This window comes from Pseudomonas sp. W5-01, from assembly GCF_046540435.1.
GTDB classification, from domain to species: Bacteria; Pseudomonadota; Gammaproteobacteria; order Pseudomonadales; family Pseudomonadaceae; genus Aquipseudomonas; species Aquipseudomonas graminis_B.
Map to the genome: position 1 here is coordinate 230,872 of NZ_JAXCIP010000003.1, position 18,829 is coordinate 249,700.

At 60.9% G+C, this 18,829-nt stretch carries 18 protein-coding genes; 11 read left to right on the forward strand and 7 right to left on the reverse strand.

Features of this window, described 5'->3' with window-relative positions:
- Positions 1 to 187 precede the first annotated feature (187 nt).
- Entirely contained in the window at positions 188 to 1,006 is an 819-nt protein-coding gene (gene tcdA / locus SLW75_RS10990) for a tRNA cyclic N6-threonylcarbamoyladenosine(37) synthase TcdA (protein WP_410934468.1), read from the forward strand.
- 17 nt (positions 1,007 to 1,023) lie between these two features.
- Here tcdA and SLW75_RS10995 read toward each other — a convergent pair whose 3' ends face one another.
- From SLW75_RS10995 to SLW75_RS11010, 4 genes are all read right to left on the reverse strand, one after another.
- Positions 1,024 to 1,428, reverse strand: a complete 405-nt coding sequence (locus tag SLW75_RS10995; protein WP_410934469.1) for a SufE family protein — start codon at positions 1,426 to 1,428, stop codon at positions 1,024 to 1,026.
- Entirely contained in the window at positions 1,425 to 2,630 is a 1,206-nt protein-coding gene (locus SLW75_RS11000) for an aminotransferase class V-fold PLP-dependent enzyme (protein ID WP_410934470.1), read from the reverse strand. Before SLW75_RS11000 ends, SLW75_RS10995 begins: the two co-directional genes overlap by 4 nt.
- A gap of 64 nt (positions 2,631 to 2,694) precedes the next feature.
- A complete protein-coding gene (gene dapD / locus SLW75_RS11005; protein WP_065989858.1) occupies positions 2,695 to 3,729 on the reverse strand; it encodes a 2,3,4,5-tetrahydropyridine-2,6-dicarboxylate N-succinyltransferase in 1,035 nt (344 codons plus the stop codon).
- A gap of 31 nt (positions 3,730 to 3,760) precedes the next feature.
- Positions 3,761 to 4,123 (reverse strand): ArsC family reductase, encoded by a 363-nt coding sequence (locus tag SLW75_RS11010; protein WP_410934471.1) that lies wholly within the window; start codon positions 4,121 to 4,123, stop codon positions 3,761 to 3,763.
- Here SLW75_RS11010 and SLW75_RS11015 point away from each other — a divergent pair.
- Together SLW75_RS11015 and SLW75_RS11020 are read left to right on the forward strand one after the other, a co-directional pair.
- Positions 4,116 to 4,322: a hypothetical protein gene (locus tag SLW75_RS11015; RefSeq protein ID WP_192132184.1), complete on the forward strand. Its 207-nt coding sequence runs from the start codon at positions 4,116 to 4,118 to the stop codon at positions 4,320 to 4,322. The two genes, SLW75_RS11010 and SLW75_RS11015, sit on opposite strands and share 8 nt — an antisense overlap.
- 56 nt (positions 4,323 to 4,378) lie before the next feature.
- Complete coding sequence (locus SLW75_RS11020; protein ID WP_410934472.1) at positions 4,379 to 6,025, forward strand: Na+/H+ antiporter; 1,647 nt, start codon at positions 4,379 to 4,381, stop codon at positions 6,023 to 6,025.
- Positions 6,026 to 6,055: 30 nt separating this feature from the next.
- Here the strand turns inward: SLW75_RS11020 and dapC are convergent, their stop codons facing one another.
- The 3 genes from dapC to map form a co-directional block, all read right to left on the reverse strand.
- Positions 6,056 to 7,252: a succinyldiaminopimelate transaminase gene (gene dapC, locus SLW75_RS11025; RefSeq protein ID WP_410934473.1), complete on the reverse strand. Its 1,197-nt coding sequence runs from the start codon at positions 7,250 to 7,252 to the stop codon at positions 6,056 to 6,058.
- 96 nt (positions 7,253 to 7,348) lie between these two features.
- Positions 7,349 to 10,048, reverse strand: a complete 2,700-nt coding sequence (locus SLW75_RS11030; protein WP_065989850.1) for a [protein-PII] uridylyltransferase — start codon at positions 10,046 to 10,048, stop codon at positions 7,349 to 7,351.
- Positions 10,049 to 10,132: 84 nt separating this feature from the next.
- A complete protein-coding gene (map, locus tag SLW75_RS11035; protein WP_065989849.1) occupies positions 10,133 to 10,915 on the reverse strand; it encodes a type I methionyl aminopeptidase in 783 nt (260 codons plus the stop codon).
- 338 nt (positions 10,916 to 11,253) lie between these two features.
- Here map and rpsB point away from each other — a divergent pair, with 338 nt between their 5' ends.
- From rpsB to rseP, 8 genes are all read left to right on the forward strand, one after another.
- Complete coding sequence (gene rpsB / locus SLW75_RS11040) at positions 11,254 to 11,994, forward strand: 30S ribosomal protein S2 (protein ID WP_065989848.1); 741 nt, start codon at positions 11,254 to 11,256, stop codon at positions 11,992 to 11,994.
- A gap of 187 nt (positions 11,995 to 12,181) precedes the next feature.
- Positions 12,182 to 13,045, forward strand: a complete 864-nt coding sequence (tsf, locus tag SLW75_RS11045; RefSeq protein WP_410934474.1) for a translation elongation factor Ts — start codon at positions 12,182 to 12,184, stop codon at positions 13,043 to 13,045.
- A 221-nt stretch (positions 13,046 to 13,266) separates the two neighbouring features.
- Positions 13,267 to 14,010 (forward strand): UMP kinase, encoded by a 744-nt coding sequence (pyrH, locus tag SLW75_RS11050; RefSeq protein ID WP_037014256.1) that lies wholly within the window; start codon positions 13,267 to 13,269, stop codon positions 14,008 to 14,010.
- On the forward strand, positions 14,007 to 14,564 hold the full coding sequence (gene frr / locus SLW75_RS11055) for a ribosome recycling factor (RefSeq protein ID WP_065989845.1): 558 nt from the start codon (positions 14,007 to 14,009) through the stop codon (positions 14,562 to 14,564). The genes pyrH and frr overlap by 4 nt, the downstream gene beginning before the upstream one ends.
- A gap of 16 nt (positions 14,565 to 14,580) precedes the next feature.
- Complete coding sequence (gene uppS, locus SLW75_RS11060; RefSeq protein ID WP_065989844.1) at positions 14,581 to 15,336, forward strand: polyprenyl diphosphate synthase; 756 nt, start codon at positions 14,581 to 14,583, stop codon at positions 15,334 to 15,336.
- Entirely contained in the window at positions 15,336 to 16,154 is an 819-nt protein-coding gene (locus SLW75_RS11065) for a phosphatidate cytidylyltransferase (RefSeq protein WP_410934475.1), read from the forward strand. The genes uppS and SLW75_RS11065 overlap by 1 nt, the downstream gene beginning before the upstream one ends.
- The gene (gene ispC / locus SLW75_RS11070; protein WP_192132175.1) at positions 16,151 to 17,341 is read left to right on the forward strand and encodes a 1-deoxy-D-xylulose-5-phosphate reductoisomerase; all 1,191 of its coding nucleotides are present in this window, start codon (positions 16,151 to 16,153) and stop codon (positions 17,339 to 17,341) included. The genes SLW75_RS11065 and ispC overlap by 4 nt, the downstream gene beginning before the upstream one ends.
- An 87-nt stretch (positions 17,342 to 17,428) precedes the next feature.
- Positions 17,429 to 18,781 (forward strand): RIP metalloprotease RseP, encoded by a 1,353-nt coding sequence (gene rseP, locus SLW75_RS11075; RefSeq protein WP_296309217.1) that lies wholly within the window; start codon positions 17,429 to 17,431, stop codon positions 18,779 to 18,781.
- Positions 18,782 to 18,829 lie beyond the last annotated feature (48 nt).

Consider the following 18,829-nt stretch of genomic DNA (forward strand, 5'->3'; position numbering starts at 1 on the left):
GTACAGCGGGCCGAAACTTTGGCAACCGACACGTGTTCAAGTTCTGTTCGGCCACGCATGTGAGACGTTACCGGCTCTCTGCGGGCCTGCCGGGAAAGCGCTGACTTTCAGACCAAACGCCTGCAACTCAGCGCTTTGCGAATCGCCGTCAGGGCCTATAATGCCCCGGTTTTTTGGGGTATTGGTCATGAGCACAGAAGATCCGCGTTTCGCTGGCGTCGCCCGCCTGTACGGCATCGAGGGCCTGGAACGCCTGCGCGCGGCCCACGTGGCGGTGGTCGGCATCGGCGGCGTGGGTTCCTGGGCGGCGGAAGCCATGGCGCGCTGTGGCGTGGGCGAGATTTCCCTGTTTGATCTGGACGACGTGTGCGTCAGCAACAGCAACCGCCAGTTGCACGCCCTGAGCAGCACCGTTGGCCGCGCCAAGGTCGAAGTCATGGCCGACCGTCTGCGGGAGATCAATCCCGATTGCGTGGTCCACGCCGTCGCCGACTTCGTCACCCGAGAGACCATGGCCGAATACATCACGCCGGACATCGACTGCGTGCTCGATTGCATCGACAGCGTCAACGCCAAAGCGGCACTCATCGCCTGGTGCAAGCGCCGCAAGATCCAGATCATCACCACCGGCGGCGCGGGCGGGCAGATCGACCCGACCTTGATTCAGGTCTGCGACCTCAACCGGACATTCAACGATCCGCTGGCGTCCAAAGTGCGTTCGACCCTGCGGCGGGACTACGGCTTTTCTCGCACGGTCACCCGCCATTACAGCGTGCCGTGTGTGTTCTCCACCGAGCAACTGCGCTACCCGAAACCGGACGGCAGCATTTGCCTCCAGAAAAGCTTCGTCGGCGACGGCGTGAAGCTGGACTGCGCAGGTGGTTTTGGCGCGGTCATGATGGTCACCGCCACGTTCGGGATGGTCGCCGCGACCAAGGCCGTGGACAAAATCGTCGCCGGCGTGCGACGCCCGTCGGAGCGGACCAAGGCGCAGCCTGCGGTCTGACGGCTGGGTAAGCGGTATCAGCCGGCCAGCTGTCGCATCTTCTGCAACACGGCATTCAGCCCGTTGCTGCGGGAGGGCGACAGCTGGCGACTTAATCCCAGCTGCGCATACCACTCAACCAGATCCACCTGTTGCAGTTCTTGCAACGACAGACCGTTGACCCGAGCCAGCAGCAACGCCACCAGACCCCGAATCAAGCGCGCGTCACTGGCGGCACGGAACTGCCAGTGCCCGTCGATCACGTCGCCCACCAGCCAGACCTTGCTCTCGCAGCCGTCCACCCGATGCTCGTCGGTTTTTTCTTCGTCGCTCATGGGCGGCAGCCGATCACCCCATTGCATCAGCAACCGTGCGCGCTGCTCCCAGCTCAATGACCCGTTGAAGGTCTCCAGCGCCGCATGCGCATCGGACGGCAGGCTCATCGCAACAGCTCCAACGCTTGATCCAGTGCGATGAAAAACCGCTCCAGATCATCGGAATCGTTGTACAGCCCCAGCGACACGCGGATTGCGCCAGAGAGGCCTAAACCACTGATCAACGGGATGGCGCAGTGGTGACCGGCGCGAACGGCAACCCCTTGCTCGGTCAGCAGGTGCGCAAGATCAGCGTTGTGCACGCCCTCGACGATGAAACTCACCAGCGCCACGTGGGGATCGCCCAGCACTCGTACGCCGTCGCGCAGCATCAGCCCGGCGCGCAGCCGCTCATGCAGGCGGGCTTCGTATTCGGTGACAGCGGATTGATTGAGTGCGTTGAGATAATCCAGCGTCGCGCCGAGGCCGATCACCGCGCTGATGGGCGGCGTGCCCGCCTCGAAGCCCAGCGGTGCAGGACGAAACGTAGCCGTCTGGTAACCGGTCTGCAGGACCATTTCGCCGCCGAACTGCCAATGCTGCAACTGTGCCAGCGCCTGATGTCGGCCGAACAGCACTCCCACGCCGTCCGGGCCATAGAGCTTGTGGCTGGAAAACACATAGAAGTCGCAGCCGATGTCCTGCACATCGTGTCGGCCATGGACGACGCCTTGGGCGCCGTCAATCACCGTCAGCGCGCCCTGTGCCTGGGCCAGCGCGACCAGTTGCCGGACCGGCTGCCAGGTGCCGAGCACGTTGGACAACTGACTGACCGCCAGCAATCGGGTGCGTGGAGTGATGAGTTCGGCGGCGCCCTCAACATCAATCACACCCGCCTCGGTGACGGGCAGGACCACCAGCTTCAGGTCGCGACGCAGGGCCAGTTGCTGCCAGGGCAACAGATTGGCGTGATGCTCCAGCGCGCTGATGACGATCTCGTCGCCGGCCTGGAACACATGCTCCAGACCATACGCGAGCAGGTTGAACGCGGAGGTGGCGCCGTGGGTAAAAACGATTTGCCCCGATGCGCCGGCATTCAGCCATTCGCCGGCCTTGCGCCGCGTGTCCTCGAAGGCCTGGGTCGCCATGGCGCCCGGCAGGTGCTGGGCGCGATGCACGTTCGCCGCGCCATTGGCGTAGTAATGCACCGTGGCGTCGATCAGGGCTTGGGGTTTTTGTGCGGTGGCGGCGCTGTCCAGGTAGGTCTGGCCTTGCCGTTGCAGGGCGTCAATGGCCGGAAAGTCAGCGCGCCAGGGAGAAATGAGGGGCATATCAGTCACGCTCGTTGAGGCGGGTTCGGCCCCTGAAGGAAACCGAACCCGCACGCAGCATCGATCAGTTGTGAGCGTGCAGCGCTTCGTTCAGCTCGATGGCCGACTTGTGGGATTTGCACTCCACTGCGCCGGTCTGCGAGTTGCGACGGAACAGCAGGTCCGGTTGGCCGGCCAGCTCACGGGCCTTCACGACTTTGACCAGCTCGTTTTTGTCGTCCAGCAGCGCCACTTTGGTGCCGGCGGTGACGTACAGACCGGCTTCAACGGTGTTGCGATCGCCCAACGGAATGCCGATGCCGGCGTTCGCGCCGATCAGGCAGCCTTCGCCGACCTTGATCACCATGTTGCCGCCGCCCGACAGCGTGCCCATGGTCGAGCAGCCGCCGCCCAGGTCCGAACCCTTGCCGACGAATACGCCAGCCGACACGCGACCTTCGATCATGCCCGGGCCTTCGGTGCCGCCGTTGAAGTTGACGAAACCTTCGTGCATCACGGTGGTGCCTTCGCCGATGTAGGCGCCCAGACGCACGCGCGCCGTGTCAGCGATGCGCACACCGGCCGGCACGACGTAGTCGGTCATTTTCGGGAATTTGTCCACCGAGAAGACCTCCAGAAAGTGGCCTTTCAAGCGAGCTTCCAACTGACGCTCGGCCAGTTCGCCCAGGTCGATGGCGCCCTGGCTGGTCCACGCGACGTTCGGCAGCAGGGGGAACACGCCGGCGAGGCTCAAACCGTGGGGCTTGACCAGACGATGGGACAGCAAATGCAGCTTGAGGTAAGCCTCAGGGGTGGAGGTCAGCGCGGCGTCTTCAGCCAGCAGCGTGGCAACCAGCGGGTTGTGGCTTTCGGCGAGTCGGGTCAGCAGTGCGGCCTGGGTGTCGTCGATACCCTTGAGTGCATTGGCCAGACGCGAGGACAGATCGGTGTTGAATGCGATGGCCTGATTGCCACCGGTGTAGCCCAGGATCGGCGCGATGGCGGCGACGATTTCAGCCGACGGGTTGAGCAGCGGCAGGGCGTAGAAAACTTCCAGCCAGGTGCCTTGACGGTTTTGTGTGCCAACGCCAAAGGCCAGGCTGAACAGAGAAGTGGACATGCAGATACCTCGTTATTTAGGGCTATCTCAATCAGGCGATAGCCGCAGCGTACAGTTCGGGTTTAAAGCCAATCAGGGTTTTTTCGCCAAGATCCAGCACCGGGCGTTTGATCATCGAGGGCTGGGCGAGCATCAGCTCAATGGCCTTTTCCTGGTCGAGGTCGGCTTTCTGCGCCTCGTCCAGTTTGCGAAAGGTCGTGCCGGCGCGGTTGAGGACCGTCTGCCAGCCATGCTCGTTGCACCAACGGGTCAGGTGGTCCCGATCAATGCCCTGGGTCTTGTAGTCGTGGAAATCGTAATTCACCGATTTTTCATCGAGCCAGGTGCGCGCCTTCTTCATTGTGTCGCACGCCTTGATCCCAAACAGGTGCAACGTGTGGGTTTCCTTGGCCATCGGCCTGCTCCTTTCGGGACGGTTGAAAAAAACGGTGGAGGATTATGCCACGTACACGCCGGGTAAGCGCGGCGGGCCGACGCTTTGTCCGTTCGAGGTGGGTTTGCGCGGCGTGACCTGGGGCGACAATGGCCGGCTATCAGGGATGTATCAGAAGCCCATGATCCCTTGCAGCCGCTATGAGGGGCACTTTGCCTGACGCATCGGGTCTGTTGCCGATGTCAGTCATGTGCCACACGCTTGGGGAAACACGCAATGCAAACAGCCTATACCGTCCTTATCTTGTTGACGCTGGTAGGTGTCTCGCGATTGCTGGCCCGGGTGATTCCGCTGCCGTTGCCGCTGGTGCAGATCGCCGCGGGCGCCTTGCTCGCCTGGCCGACGCTGGGCCTGCACGTGGCGCTCGACCCTGAGCTGTTCCTGTTTTTGTTCCTGCCGCCGCTGCTGTTTTCCGATGGCTGGCGTATGCCCAAGCGCGATCTCTGGCGCTATCGCGGCGCAATCCTGACCCTCGCGGTCGGGCTGGTGATTTTTACCGTAATCGGCGCCGGTTACTTCATCCACTGGCTGCTGCCTTCCATTCCCTTGCCTGTCGCCTTTGCCTTGGCCGCGGTTCTGTCCCCGACCGACGCCGTGGCGGTCTCGGCCATCGCCCAGGACCGGCTGCCTGCGCCGATCATGCGCATGCTCCAGGGCGAGGCATTGATGAACGACGCCACCGGCCTGGTCACCTTTAAGTTTGCCCTCGCAGCTGCCATCACAGGCGTGTTCTCCCTGACCGATGCCAGCCTGAATTTTGTGCTGGTGGCGTGTGGCGGTCTGGCCGTCGGCGTTGCGCTCAGTTGGGTGGTGGGGCGTCTGCGCAGCCGGATGATCACCCGGGGCTGGGATGATCCGGCGACCCACGTTGTCTTCATGTTGCTGCTGCCGTTTGCCGCTTACGTCTTGGCCGAGCGCCTTGAACTGTCCGGCATTCTCTCGGCGGTGGCGGCGGGGATGATGCAAAGCTGGGTCGATCTGCTGCCCCGCCAGACCACTACTCGACTGCTCAATCGCAGCGTGTGGACCCTCCTGGAGTTTGCGTTCAACGGCCTGATCTTCCTGCTGCTGGGCTTGCAACTGCCGGACATCATTACCGCCGTTACCCACCACGAAGCGACCCTGTGGCCGACCCTGTTGTGGCGTTGCCTGGATGTGCTGGCGATTTTCGTCGTGCTGGCGGTGTTGCGTTACATCTGGGTGCAGAGCGTCTGGCGGCTGATGATCCAGATTCGGCGCTGGCGCGGCAGGGGCGATGGCACGCTGGATCTGTCGACCCGTTCTTCATTGCTGCTGACGGTGGGCGGGGTGCGCGGTGCAGTCACGCTCGCGGGTACGTTGTCGGTGCCGCTGCTGATCAGCGCCAGCGTCGACTTTCCCGAGCGTGATTTGCTGATTTTCATCGCGGCAGGGGTGATCCTGCTGTCGCTGGTGTCGGCGAGCATTGGCTTGCCGCTGCTGCTGCGTGGGCAGGTCAATGAGCCGGACACGCGCATGAAGCGCGAAGTGCGGGATGCCTGGAAACGGACGGCTCAGGCGGCAATCAAGACACTGGAGAGCGAAGCGATCCCCGCAGCCACGGATTCACCCGAGGCTGCGCAGGCGGTGCTCGCGATAGAAGTAAAGGCGCGGATCATGTCCGAGTACCGCCAGCGTCTGGATATATTCAACGACACCGCCGAGGCCCAGGCGCTGGCCTTCCAGATGGACCAACTGGAGAAACGCATGCGCCTCAACGCCCTGCGTGCCCAGCGTCTGGAGCTTTACAACCTGCACCGTCATCACCAGATCGGCGATGACGTGCTGCGCCTGGTGCTGGCGGAACTCGATCTCAACGAAGCCAATCTGGGTCTGGCGCACTGAGGCGCAAGTAACGCCTCAGCAAGACAGGTATCAGCGGCTCGTGACGAAATCCCGGATGCGCTCGGCGGCTTCGATGCACTCGGCCAGCGGTGCGACCAGTGCCATGCGCACGCGGCCGGCGCCGGGGTTGAAGCCGTCGACGTCCCGGGACAGGTATGACCCCGGTACCACGGTCACGTGTTCAGTGACGAACAGATCACGGCAGAACTTCGCGTCATCAGTCCCGACGTTGGGCCACAGATAGAAGCCGCCGTCGGGGCGCTGCACGTCCATGACCGGGCTGAGGATTTCCAGCACAGCGTCAAACTTCTCCCGGTACAGCGTGCGGTTGGCGCGCACGTGTTCTTCGTCGCTCCAGGCCGCGATGCTTGCCAGTTGCGTTTGCACCGGCATTGCGCAGCCGTGGTAGGTGCGATAGAGCAGAAACGCCTTGAGAATGTCGGCATCGCCTGCGACAAAACCTGAACGCAGGCCCGGCAGGTTCGAACGCTTGGACAGGCTGTGGAACACCACGCAGCGCTTGAAATCCTGGCGACCCAGTTCCGCGCAGGCGCTAAGCAGCCCGGCCGGCGGGGTCGCTTCGTCAAAATAAAGCTCGCTGTAGCACTCGTCGGCCGCGATCACGAAATCGTGCTTGTCGGCCAGCGCAATAAGCTTCTTCAGGGTTTCCAGCGGGATCAGCGCACCGGTCGGGTTGCCCGGCGAGCACAGAAACAGAATCTGGCAGCGGTCCCAGACATCAGCACTGACCGCGTCGAAATCCGGGTTGAACCCATGTTCGGCCAGGCAAGGCAGATAGTGCGGAGTGGCGCCGGCCAGAAACGCCGCGCCCTCATAGATTTGGTAAAACGGGTTGGGGCTGATCACCAAACCGTTGTCAGCGCGATTGACGACCGTCTGGGTAAAGGCAAACAGCGCCTCGCGGGTGCCGTTGACCGGCAGCACATGTTTCGCTGCATCCAGCCAGCCGGCCGGCACGCTGAAACGGCGCTCGCACCAGTGAACGATGGCTTCACGCAGCGCAGGAATCCCTGCCGTGGTCGGGTAGACCGCCATCTGATCGAGGTTGTCGGCCAGCGCCTTGGCCACGAACTCTGGCGACTTGTGCTTGGGTTCGCCGATCGACAGGGCGATCGGACGTTTGTCCGGATTCGGCGTGACGGCACCGAGCAAGGCGCGGAGTTTCTCGAAAGGGTAGGGCTGAAGCTGCTGCAGGGCGTTATTCATGTCGAATCGTTCTCAAGGCTGGGCGCCCGCACTCGTGTTCACGATGTGGCAGGGCGCCGTTGAATCAAGTCGGTATGGCTGGCCGTCCTGGCCGGTTCAAATGCTGATGCGCAACTCGCTGCCGGGCTCGGGATTGACGCTGAGCTGTTCGACGATTTCATCCTGCAGGCGTCGGCACAGCTGCGGATCGGACAGCGGCTGGTGGTTTTCATCGGTCAGGAAGAACACGTCTTCCACGCGCTCGCCCAACGTGGCGATCTTGGCGTTCTGCAGTGACAGATCGAACTCCAGGAAGATCTTGCCCAGTCGCGCCAGCAGCCCGGGGCGATCCGGCGCGCTGAGTTCCAGCACCGTGACTGGCCGTTGCGCGTCGTTGGAAATCGTCACCACGGGCGCGAAGGCAAAGTGCTTGAGCTGACGCGGTACCCGGCGTTTGATGATCGTCGGGTAATCGTCGGGGTTGCGCAGCGCCTCGGTCAGCCCTTCACGAATGGCCTTGATGCGCTCCGGGTTTTCACCGATCGAACCGCCTTCACTGTCGAGCACGATGTAGGTGTCGAGGGTGAACTGGCTGGTGGAGGTGATGACCCGGGCGTCGTGAATGTTCAGGTTCAGCTGGTCCATCGCTGCCACGGTCACGGCGAAGAAGTCATGCTGGTCGGGCGCATAAATGAATATCTGCGTGCCGCCTTCGAACTCGCGCTGGGTGGTTTCCTTGATCAGCACCAACGGGCCGCCATCGGCCGGCTGCTGCAAAATCGCGTCGCTGTGCCAGGCCACGTCACCTGCGGTGTGACGCAGGAAATAGTCATCACCCAGCTGGGACCACAATTGCTCGACATCGTCGGGGTCAGTGCCGCTGCGCACCAGAATATCCAGGGCGGCGCTTTGGGTGCGACGTATCTGCTCCTCGCGGTCGACCGGATTCTCCAGCCCACGCTTGAGCGCGCGCTTGGTCTCGGTGTACAGCTGGCGCAACAGGCTGGCCCGCCACGAGTTCCACAGCGTCGGATTGGTCGCGTTGATGTCGGCGATGGTCAGCACGTAGAGGTAGTCCAGATGCACTTCATCGCCGACGAACTGGGCGAAGTCGTGAATCACCTGCGGGTCGGACAAGTCCTTGCGCTGGGCGGTGGTCGACATCACCAGATGGTTCTGCACCAGCCAGACAATCAGCTGGGTGTCCCAGTGGGGCAGGTGATGACGAATGCCGAACGCTTCGGCATCCACCGCGCCCAGTTCCGAATGATCGCCGCCGCGGCCCTTGCCGATGTCGTGGTACAGCCCGGCCAGATAAATAAGCTCGGGCTTGGGCAGTCTGGCCATGAGCTTGCTGGCCAGCGGGAATTTCTCTGACACCTGCGTGTATTGCAGCTTACGCAGGTGCTTGATCAGGTTCAGCGTATGGGCGTCGACCGTGTAGATGTGGAACAGGTCGTGCTGCATCTGCCCGACGATGTGGCCGAACTCTGGCAGGTACAGCCCGAGAATGCCGTAACGGTTCATCCGCCGCAGGTTGCGGTGGATGCCGATCTCGCATTTGAACAACTCGATGAACAGGCTGGTGTTGCGGATATCGTTGCGGAAATCGTCGTTGATCAGGTAGCGGTGTTCCCGCAGCAGCCGGATGGTGTCGGCGCGCACGCCTTTTATTTCCGGGCGCTGCGCCATCAGCACGAAGATCTCGAGCATCGCGAACGGCGTGCGCTTGAAAACGTTTGGATGAGTCGCCTCGATGTAGCCGTCATGCAGCTGGAAGCGCGAGTTGATCGTCTCGGTGACCGTGCCTTCATCGTCCGCGAGAATCACTTCTTCGAAGTGCTGGATGATCAGGTCGCTGAGCTGCGCAATGCTCATGACCTCCCGGTAGTACTTCTGCATGAAGCGCTCTATGGCCAGCTTGGCGTCACTGTCTTCGTAACCCAGCAGGCGCGCGATGCTGGTCTGGTAATCGAACAGCAGTCGGTCTTCGGAACGACCGGCCAGCATGTGCAGCGCATAACGGACCTTCCAGAGAAATTCCTGGGAGGACGCCAGCAGCGCGTTTTCGCTCTCCAGCAGAAAACCCTCGTCGGCCAGTGCGTGCAGATTCAGCGTGCCGTACTGGCGACGGGCAACCCAGAGAATGGTCTGAATATCCCGCAGCCCGCCGGGCGAGCCTTTGACGTTGGGCTCAAGGTTGTACTCAGTGTCGAAATATTTGTGATGACGGTTCTTCTGCTCGGCGCGCTTGGCCAGGAAGAACTCCTTGCTCGGCCACATTTCGCGGGTGCTGGTGACGGCGAGCATGCGCTGGCGCAGTCGCTCGGGACCGGCAATCGTGCGGCTTTCCATCAAGTTGGTGATGACGGTGAGATCGGCGCGGGCTTCGGTGACGCATTCGTCCACTGAACGCACGCTCTGACCGACCTCTAGGCCGATGTCCCACAGCAGCGTCAGAAAACGCTCGATGGAATCGCGGAAAACCTCATGGTCGGCGCTGTCCAGCAGGATCAGCAGATCAATGTCGGAGTAGGGGTGCAGTTCGCCGCGACCGTAGCCGCCGACCGCCAGCAGGGCGATGTCGGCGTCTTCGCTCCAGTCGAACTGATCCCAGGCCTGCTGCAGGATGTTATCGACGAACCAGGCGCGGTCTTCGATCAGGCGGCGAATTTCACGGCCTGACTTGAAGCGTCCGTCCAGCACTTCACGCGCCTGACGGATAGCTTTCTTGAAGGCGGGTATGGGGCTGGCCTTCAGCGCCAGCTCGGCCTGAAACTGGCCGCGATCGAATAAATCTGGGTCCACCTGCGGCATCGAACTGCTTTCCTTCTATCTATACCGACCGTGCTAAACCGACCGTGCTGGCTGTAACGACCACAATGGCGAGTGACGTCGCGATCAGGCCGAGGTGCGGGCGATGGTGTCATCGCTGCGCAGGGTGAAGATTTCGTAGCCGGTCGCGGTCACCAGAATGGTGTGCTCCCACTGCGCCGACAGCTTGCGGTCCTTGGTGATGGCTGTCCAGCCGTCGCCCAGCAAGCGGGTGTCAGCCTTGCCTTGATTGATCATCGGTTCGATGGTGAAGGTCATGCCTTCCTTGAGCTCCATTCCTTTACCGGCCTCGCCGTAGTGCAGAATTTGCGGCTCTTCGTGGAAGACCCTGCCGATGCCGTGGCCGCAGTATTCGCGGACGACGGAGAAGCCGTTCTTTTCGGCATGTTTCTGGATCACTTCGCCGATATCGCCCAGGCGCGCACCGGGCTTGACCACTTCGATGCCTTTATAAAGGCACTCTTGGGTGACGCGGGACAAACGCTCGGCCCACTCAGGCACCTTGCCCACGTGGAACATCTTGCTGGTATCACCGTGGTAGCCGTCCTTGATGACGGTCACGTCGATGTTCAGCACGTCACCATTCTTGAGCGGCTTCTCGTTCGGAATGCCGTGGCAGACGACATGGTTGATCGAGGTACAGATGGATTTCGGGAAACCCTTGTAATTCAGCGGCGCCGGAATGGCTTTCTGCTCGTTGACGATGTAATCGTGGCAGAGGCGGTCCAGTTCGTCGGTGGTTACGCCAGGCTTTACATGGGCGCCGATCATTTCCAGCACGTCGGCAGCCAGGCGGCCGGCAATTCGCATCTTTTCGATGTCTTCGGGGGTTTTCAGTGTCACGGTCATTAAACAGGCTCTCTCGGCGCGGCGCAGCCACGGCTTGATACGGAAAAAACGCGATTCTACCAGACCGTCGTCAGGCGGGTTATCATCCCGTCTCCCATCGAGCAGGCAGGGTGCCTCACGGCTCGCACGAGGGAGGCAAAAGCGTCGGGAAAACAGGCTCTTATTTCGAGTTCCGTTATCCGGTTTTTTGTGATATAAAATGCGCCGCTTTACGGGGTCTGCCCCGAAAGCTCTAACCCACACACGTGTCGACACGATGACCTGGGTGCCTTCGGCTCAAGCCGCTGGTTGGTCATTGGGATACGTGGAGGCCTAACCCGACTTATCAAGGAACTATCATGTCCCAAGTCAACATGCGCGATATGCTGAAGGCCGGTGTGCACTTCGGTCACCAGACCCGTTACTGGAACCCGAAAATGGGTAAATACATTTTCGGCGCGCGCAACAAGATTCACATCATCAACCTTGAAAAAACCCTGCCTATGTTCAACGAAGCTTTGACTTTCGTTGAGCGCCTGGCCCAGGGCAAAAACAAGATTCTGTTCGTCGGCACCAAGCGTTCCGCTGGCAAGATCGTTGCTGAAGAAGCAGCACGTTGCGGTTCGCCGTACGTCGATCACCGCTGGTTGGGCGGCATGCTGACCAACTTCAAGACCATCCGCGCTTCCATCAAGCGTCTGCGTGATCTCGAAGTCCAGGCAGAAGACGGCACGTTCACCAAGCTGACCAAGAAAGAGGCGCTGATGCGCACTCGCGATCTGGAAAAGCTGGATCGTAGCTTGGGTGGTATCAAGGACATGGGCGGTCTGCCAGACGCCCTGTTCGTTATCGACGTTGATCACGAGCGCATCGCGATCACCGAAGCCAACAAGCTGGGTATCCCGGTCATCGGCGTTGTCGACACCAACAGCAGCCCTGAAGGCGTTGACTACATCATCCCGGGCAACGATGACGCAATCCGCGCCATTCAGTTGTACATGGGTTCGATGGCTGACGCTGTGATCCGTGGTCGCAACAACAATGCTGGCGGCACCGACGTTTACGCTGAAGAAGCTCCAGCGGCAACTGTTGAAGGCTGAGTAACAAACGCCTGGCGTTGACTCAGTACGCAAAAAGGGGGCTTGGCCCCCTTTTTGCCACCTCGAAAACCATCTGACGTTGCCATCGATCTTATTGTCATGTGCAGCAGTCACCATGGATTTTCAAGAATTTGAACGCCCGCATTGCGGGTGGAATGGTTGAAGACCTATCCAAGAGGATTTTGAAATGGCAGAGATTACTGCAGCGTTGGTCAAAGAACTGCGCGAGCGTACCGGCGAAGGCATGATGGATTGCAAAAAGGCCTTGACCAAGGCTGGCGGCGACATCGAGAAAGCCATCGACGATATGCGTGCTTCGGGCGCAATCAAGGCAGCCAAGAAAGCAGGCAACGTTGCTGCTGAAGGCGCCATCGCCATCAAGGACGACGGCAAAGCCGCAGTCCTGATCGAAGTCAACTCCCAGACCGACTTCCTGGCTCTGCAGGATGACTTCAAGGCATTCGTCGCTAAAAGCGTCGAGAAAGCCTTCGCTGACAATCTGACCACCGCTGAGCCTTTGGTTGAAGCGATGGAAGCTGATCGTCTGGTTCTGGTCGGCAAGGTTGGCGAGAACGTCAACATCCGTCGTCTGGCGCGCATCGAAGGCGACGTTCTGGGTTCGTACCTGCACGGCAACAAGATCGGTGTGGTTGTCGTCCTCAAGGGCGGCGATGCAGAGCTGGCCAAAGACATCGCGATGCACGTAGCAGCGACCAACCCTGAGTTCCTGCTGCCTTCGGACGTTTCCCCGGAAGCGATCGAGCGCGAGAAGAATGTCTTCATGCAACTGAACGAAGACAAGCTGAAAGGCAAGCCTGCTGAAATCGCCGAGAAGATGGTTGGCGGTCGTATCAGCAAGTTCCTGGCTGAAGCCAGCCTGGTTGAGCAAGCGTTCGTCAAGAACCCGGAAATCAAGGTCGGTGAACTGGCCAAGAAAGCCGGCGCTGAAATCGTTTCCTTCACCTACTTCAAAGTGGGCGAAGGCATCGAGAAGCCAGTCGACAACTTCGCTGAAGAAGTCGCTGCTCAAGTAGCTGCAAGCAAGCAATAAGACGGTTTCCAACTGTCGCCCCGAAGAGGCTGCCCGCTCACGCGCGCAGCCTCTTTGTCAAAGCGGTACGCGGAATTGTTATTGCTGCACGGAATTTGTTTTTGCAGGAAGTTGGGCCTACGAGGCTGCAATTCCCTGAAGCAGTGACCTAGAGTTAGCGCAGGTCGAAAACGGCCCGCAACTCGAACGATTTTTTTCAAACGCCGCAGGAGAGATTCGCAATGGCTCAGCAGGGCAGTGGCTATCAAGCTCGCTATAAACGCATTCTACTCAAGCTCAGCGGCGAGGCCCTGATGGGGTCGGAAGAGTTCGGCATCGACCCCAAGGTGCTGGATCGCATGGCCCTTGAAGTGGGTCAGTTGGTCGGCATCGGCGTTCAGGTCGGCCTGGTCATCGGTGGCGGTAACCTGTTCCGCGGCGCAGCGCTGAGCGCGGCCGGCATGGATCGGGTCACTGGCGACCACATGGGCATGCTGGCCACCGTAATGAATGCGCTGGCCATGCGTGACGCGCTGGAGCGCGCCAACATCTCGGCCATCGTGATGTCGGCCATTTCCATGGTGGGCGTGACCGATCACTACGACCGTCGCAAAGCCATGCGTCACCTGAATGCCAAGGAAGTCGTGATTTTCGCGGCCGGTACCGGCAATCCGTTCTTCACCACGGATTCAGCAGCGTGCCTGCGCGCGATCGAGATCGACGCTGATGTCGTGCTGAAAGCAACCAAGGTCGATGGTGTGTACACTGCCGATCCATTCAAGGACCCGCATGCCGAGAAGTTCGATCGTCTGACCTATGACGAAGTGCTGGATCGCAAGCTGGGTGTAATGGATCTGACAGCCATCTGTCTGTGTCGTGACCACAAGATGCCACTGCGTGTCTTCAATATGAACAAGCCCGGCGCCCTGCTGAACATCGTGCATGGCGGCGCGGAAGGTACTTTGATCGAGGAAGGCGAACAATGATCAACGAAATCAAGAAAGACGCTCAAGAGCGGATGAAGAAATCCCTTGAGTCCCTGGCCCATGCATTCGGCCAGATCCGTACCGGCAAGGCCCACCCGAGCATTCTCGGCAGTGTGATGGTGCCGTACTACGGTTCCGACACCCCGTTGAGCGGCGTGGCCAACGTGACCGTGAAGGACTCCCGTACGCTGCAGGTCGTGGCGTTCGAGCGCAACATGCTTTCTGCGGTCGACAAGGCCATTCAGAGTGCTGGTCTGAACCTCAACCCGACCAACCTGGGCGAGATGCTGTTGATCTCCATGCCTGCTCTGACGGAAGAGACACGCAAGGGTTTCACCAAGCAGGCACGCAGTGCCGCAGAAGACGCTCGCGTTGCCGTGCGTAACATCCGTCGTGACGCTTTGGGTGAACTGAAGAAGCTGGTCAAGGACAAGGAAATCAGCGAAGACGAAGAGCGCCGTGCTGCTGCCGACATCCAGAAGCTGACGGACAAGGCTGAGGCTGACATCGACGCCGCGACCAAGTCCAAAGAAGCGGACCTGATGGCCGTATAAGGGCCGGGAAGCTTTCATGGATAAGACAAAGCTGGCTGCGCCGGCATCGGTGCCGCGTCATGTCGCGATCATCATGGATGGGAACAACCGCTGGGCCAAAAAGCGCCTGCTACCCGGTGTAGCGGGCCACAAGGCCGGGGTCGATGCTGTTCGTGCCGTGATTGAAGTCTGTGCAGAGGCCAAGGTCGAAGTGCTGACCTTGTTCGCGTTCTCCAGCGAGAACTGGCAGCGCCCGGCGGAAGAGGTCGGCGCGCTGATGGAGTTGTTTTTCACGGCGCTGCGTCGCGAAACCAAGCGCCTGAACGAGAACGGCATCAGCCTGCGCATCATCGGCGACCGTTCCCGGTTTCACCCCGAGCTTCAGGCCGCCATCCGCGAAGCCGAGCAGCGCACGGCTGAAAACAGCCGCTTTGTTTTGCAGATTGCCGCCAACTACGGCGGTCAGTGGGATATCGCTCAGGCAGCCCAGCGGCTGGCCCGTGAAGTTCAGGCAGGCCACTTGCGGCCGGACGACATCACCCCGGAGCTTCTGCAGACGTGCCTGGCCACTGGCGATCTGCCGTTGCCCGACCTCTGCATCCGCACGGGCGGCGAGCACCGCATCAGCAACTTCCTGCTCTGGCAGCTGGCCTATGCCGAGCTGTATTTCTCCGACCTGTTCTGGCCGGACTTCAAACACGATGCCATGCGCACTGCGCTGGCCGATTTCGCTTCTCGCCAACGCCGCTTCGGGAAAACCAGCGAGCAGGTAGAAGCTGGAGCCCGCGCTTAATGCTTAAACAACGAATCATCACTGCGCTGATCCTTGCGCCGCTGGCCCTGTGCGGTTTCTTCCTGCTCGAAGGCGGCAGCTTTGCATTGTTCATTGGTGCAGTCGTCGTGCTCGGCGCATGGGAGTGGGCGCGTCTCTCCGGCTTCGAGGCGCAATCTTCCCGCGTTCTGTACGCCGTGGTGGTCGCTGCGCTGCTGTTTCTGTTGTACCTGTTGCCCGACCTCGCGCCGTGGTTGCTGGTGGCGGCGCTGATCTGGTGGCTGGTGGCAACCTGGCTGGTGCTGACCTATCCCGAGTCCAGCGAGCACTGGTCCAGTGCCATCTGCAAGCTGCTGATCGGTTTGCTGATACTGCTGCCGGCGTGGCAGGGTCTGGTGCTGATCAAGCAAATGCCACTGGGCAACTGGCTGATCCTGTCGGTGATGATTCTGGTGTGGGGTGCCGACATTGGCGCCTATTTCTCCGGCAAGGCATTCGGCAAGCGCAAGCTGGCACCGAAGGTCAGCCCGGGTAAAAGCTGGGAAGGCCTTTATGGTGGTCTGGCGGCGTGCCTGCTGATCACTGCGGCGGTGGGTGTCTATCGCAGCTGGTCGCTGGGCGAAATCATCTTCGCGCTGGTGTGTGCGGCGATCGTCGTGCTGATCTCGGTCGTCGGTGACCTCACTGAGAGCATGTTCAAGCGCAAATCCGGGCTCAAGGACAGCAGCAACCTGCTGCCAGGCCACGGTGGTGTGCTGGATCGCATCGACAGCCTGACCGCTGCCATTCCGGTGTTCGCATTGCTGCTCTGGGCTGCCCAGGACTGGGGCGTGATGTGAGTACGCCTCAGCTCATTACCGTGCTTGGCGCGACGGGCTCGGTCGGGTTAAGTACGCTGGACGTCATTGCACGGCACCCGTCGCGGTACCAGGTGTTTGCCCTGACGGGCTACACGCGTCTGGCCGAGCTGCTGGCGTTGTGCGTTCGCCATACCCCGCAATTCGCCGTGGTTCCGACGACAGCCGCCGCGCGGCAGTTGCAGGACGATCTGCGCGCCGCGGGTCTCGATACCCGCGTGCTGGTGGGGGAGGGCGGGCTCTGTGAAGTGTCTGCACACCCTCTGGTGGATACCGTGCTGGCCGCGATCGTCGGTGCCGCCGGTTTGCGTCCGACCCTGGCCGCTGTCGAGGCGGGCAAGAAGGTCCTGCTGGCCAACAAGGAAGCGCTGGTCATGTCCGGCGCCTTGTTCATGCAGGCTGTTCGTCGCAGTGGGACGGTGCTGCTGCCGCTCGACAGCGAACACAACGCGATCTTCCAGTGCTTGCCGCGTGATTACGAAAGCGGTCTCGAGAAGGTTGGCGTCAGGCGCATTCTGCTGACCGCATCCGGTGGCCCGTTCCGGCAGACACCGCTCGCCGAGCTGGAGCACGTTTCCCCGGATCAGGCCTGCGCCCATCCCAACTGGTCCATGGGCCGCAAGATTTCCGTCGATTCCGCCAGCATGATGAACAAGGGCCTTGAGCTGATCGAAGCCTGTTGGCTGTTCGACACGACGCCCGCGCGGATCGAGGTGGTGATTCACCCTCAGAGCGTGATCCATTCGATGGTCGATTACGTCGACGGTTCGGTGCTCGCGCAGCTGGGTAATCCCGACATGCGTACGCCGATTGCCCACGCGCTGGCCTGGCCCGAGCGTATCGACTCAGGTGTCTCGCCGCTGGATCTGTTCAGCATCGCGCGGCTGGACTTCGAGGCACCGGACGAAGTGCGCTTCCCATGCCTGCGTCTGGCACGGCAAGCTGCTGAGGCGGGCGACAGTGCACCTGCGGTACTGAATGCTGCCAATGAAGTCGCGGTCGCGGCGTTTCTGGACAAGCGCATTCGCTACCCGGAAATCGCGAGTATGATCGACGAGGTTCTGAACCTCGAGCCCGTCGTCGCCGTGTCCGAGCTGGAGACGGTTTTCGAGATCGATGCGCGAGCGCGTGCGCTGGCTGAGCAATGGCTAGGGCGCAATGGTCGCTAGGCAGTCGGTTCAGGCAGTAATGTTTCTTATGATTCGCAGGCAATGTGGGCTTCAACGCACCGCTAGATCGGTACCCGGAGAGCAGCGATGAGCGCGCTATACATGATTGTCGGCACCCTGGTTGCGCTGGGCGTGCTGGTGACGTTTCACGAGTTCGGCCACTTCTGGGTGGCCCGCCGCTGTGGCGTCAAAGTCCTGCGTTTTTCGGTGGGCTTTGGCATGCCGTTGTTGCGCTGGAGTGATCGAAAGGGCACCGAATACGTCGTGGCGGCGATTCCGCTCGGCGGCTACGTGAAAATGCTCGACGAACGGGAGGGCGACGTCCCCCCCGAGCTGGCTGATCAGTCTTTTAACCGCAAGTCGGTCTACCAGCGTATCGCTATCGTGATTGCCGGCCCGGTCGCCAACTTTCTGCTGGCGATTGTATTTTTCTGGGTACTCGCCATGCTGGGCAGCCAGCAGGTGCGGCCTGTGGTGGGCGGCGTCGAGCCAGGCAGTATTGCGGAAAAGGCCGGGCTGAGTTCCGGTCAGGAAATTGTCTCGGTGGATGGCGAAGCCGTCACCGGGTGGGCCGGCGTGAACCTGCAACTGGTGCGTCGCCTGGGTGAGAGCGGCAGCATCGCGTTGAAGGTTCGCGAGCAGGGTTCTGACGTGGAAACCCCACGTTCGCTGGTGCTCAACGACTGGCTCAAGGGCGCAGCCGAGCCGGACCCTATTCGTTCGCTGGGTATTCGTCCATGGCGTCCAGCCCTGCCGCCGGTTCTGGCAGAGCTCGATCCGAAAGGCCCTGCACAAACCGCAGGTCTTAAAACCGGTGACCGTCTGCTGGCCCTTAATGACGAGCCTGTCGACGAATGGCAGAAGGTCGTGGACTGGGTTCGTGTCCATCCCGACACGCGGATTTCCGTGCGCGTCGAGCGTGACGGCGCTCAGCTGAATGTGCCTGTCGATCTGGTTACACGGGGCGAAGGCGCTGCGGCGACCGGGTATCTGGGTGCGGGCGTGAAAGGTGTGGATTGGCCGCCGGAGATGTTGCGGGAGGTGAGCTATGGCCCTGTAGCCGCCGTGGCAGAAGGCGCGCGGCGTACCTGGACCATGAGCGTGCTCACGCTCGATTCGCTGAAGAAAATGTTGTTCGGCGAGCTCTCGGTAAAAAACTTGAGCGGACCGATAACCATTGCTAAAGTGGCGGGCGCTTCGGCCCAGTCAGGCGTAGGTGACTTCCTGAATTTCCTCGCTTATCTGAGCATAAGCCTGGGTGTTCTCAATTTGCTGCCCATACCCGTGCTGGATGGGGGGCACTTGCTGTTTTATCTGATCGAGTGGGCGCGTGGTCGACCACTGTCAGAGAAGGTGCAGGGCTGGGGGGTTCAGATCGGTATCAGTCTGGTGGTTGGAGTGATGTTGCTCGCACTGGTCAACGATCTGGGACGACTGTAAAAGCTACGCCGAATTGTGAATCTGCCGCATTTTGCGGCAGTTTGTTTA

What these genes read in the sequence shown, in the direction of transcription:
- SLW75_RS10995 (WP_410934469.1), bottom strand. Translation starts at nt 1,428, where the DNA reads ATGAGCCTGCCGTCCGATGCGCATGCGGCGCTGGAGACCTTCAACGGG.
- SLW75_RS11020 (WP_410934472.1), top strand. Translation starts at nt 4,379, where the DNA reads ATGCAAACAGCCTATACCGTCCTTATCTTGTTGACGCTGGTAGGTGTC.
- SLW75_RS11000 (WP_410934470.1), bottom strand. Translation starts at nt 2,630, where the DNA reads ATGCCCCTCATTTCTCCCTGGCGCGCTGACTTTCCGGCCATTGACGCC.
- dapD (WP_065989858.1), bottom strand. Translation starts at nt 3,729, where the DNA reads ATGTCCACTTCTCTGTTCAGCCTGGCCTTTGGCGTTGGCACACAAAAC.
- rpsB (WP_065989848.1), top strand. Translation starts at nt 11,254, where the DNA reads ATGTCCCAAGTCAACATGCGCGATATGCTGAAGGCCGGTGTGCACTTC.
- pyrH (WP_037014256.1), top strand. Translation starts at nt 13,267, where the DNA reads ATGGCTCAGCAGGGCAGTGGCTATCAAGCTCGCTATAAACGCATTCTA.
- tcdA (WP_410934468.1), top strand. Translation starts at nt 188, where the DNA reads ATGAGCACAGAAGATCCGCGTTTCGCTGGCGTCGCCCGCCTGTACGGC.
- map (WP_065989849.1), bottom strand. Translation starts at nt 10,915, where the DNA reads ATGACCGTGACACTGAAAACCCCCGAAGACATCGAAAAGATGCGAATT.
- rseP (WP_296309217.1), top strand. Translation starts at nt 17,429, where the DNA reads ATGAGCGCGCTATACATGATTGTCGGCACCCTGGTTGCGCTGGGCGTG.
- dapC (WP_410934473.1), bottom strand. Translation starts at nt 7,252, where the DNA reads ATGAATAACGCCCTGCAGCAGCTTCAGCCCTACCCTTTCGAGAAACTC.
- SLW75_RS11065 (WP_410934475.1), top strand. Translation starts at nt 15,336, where the DNA reads ATGCTTAAACAACGAATCATCACTGCGCTGATCCTTGCGCCGCTGGCC.
- SLW75_RS11030 (WP_065989850.1), bottom strand. Translation starts at nt 10,048, where the DNA reads ATGCCGCAGGTGGACCCAGATTTATTCGATCGCGGCCAGTTTCAGGCC.
- uppS (WP_065989844.1), top strand. Translation starts at nt 14,581, where the DNA reads ATGGATAAGACAAAGCTGGCTGCGCCGGCATCGGTGCCGCGTCATGTC.
- frr (WP_065989845.1), top strand. Translation starts at nt 14,007, where the DNA reads ATGATCAACGAAATCAAGAAAGACGCTCAAGAGCGGATGAAGAAATCC.
- SLW75_RS11010 (WP_410934471.1), bottom strand. Translation starts at nt 4,123, where the DNA reads ATGGCCAAGGAAACCCACACGTTGCACCTGTTTGGGATCAAGGCGTGC.
- tsf (WP_410934474.1), top strand. Translation starts at nt 12,182, where the DNA reads ATGGCAGAGATTACTGCAGCGTTGGTCAAAGAACTGCGCGAGCGTACC.